The following is a 705-nucleotide window of genomic DNA, read 5'->3' on the forward strand; positions in this document are numbered from 1 at the left end:
GGCTCACCGAGATCCCCGACGCCCTGCGCGCGGCGGGTGCCCTTGCCGCCCGGCTCGACGCGGTCCGCCGCCTGGCCGCCGACACCGAAACCGCCCGCGCCGCCGAACAGAGCGCCGAGCAGGCCCGCACCGCCCACGTCCAGGGTGGTCTCACCACCCTGGAGCTGGTCCGCCAGGCCGGGTTCACCGACCTGGACGACGCGGCCGCCGCCGTCCGCGACGACCCGTGGCTGCGCGCCACCGACACCGAGGTCCGCACCCACCGCGAGGGGCTCACCGGCCTCGTAGCCGCGCTCGCCGCCCCCGACCTCGCCGTCGACCCCGATGCCACCCTGCCTCTCGCCGAACACGAGGCGGCCGCGGACCAGGCCCGCCGAACCCACGAGGCGGCCGTCGCCGCCGCGGCCCAGGCCACCCGACGCGGCATCGACCTCGCGGACCTGAACACCACCTACGCGGCCGGCCTCACCGCGCTGGGCCCGCTGCGCGCCGAGGTCGACGAGCTGCACCACCTGGCCGAACTCACCGTCGGCCGCGGTGGCAACACCGAGGGCATGCCGCTGTCGAGCTTCGTGCTCGCCGCCCGCCTCGAGGAGGTCGCCGCCGCCGCCAGCCGTCGCCTGGCCGCGATGAGCTCCGGCCGGTTCACCCTCGTCCACGACACCGCCGGCCGCCGCGACCGCCGCCGCCGCGCCGGCCTCGGCC

Annotated in this window: 1 pseudogene; it reads left to right on the plus strand. The window is 78.3% G+C overall.

The features are described from left to right. A pseudogene (locus ND747_RS29400) lies at nt 1-705 on the plus strand (exonuclease); the annotation flags it as partial.

This window comes from Frankia sp. R82 (assembly GCF_023716925.1).
In the GTDB taxonomy this organism is placed as follows: domain Bacteria; phylum Actinomycetota; class Actinomycetes; order Frankiales; family Frankiaceae; genus Frankia.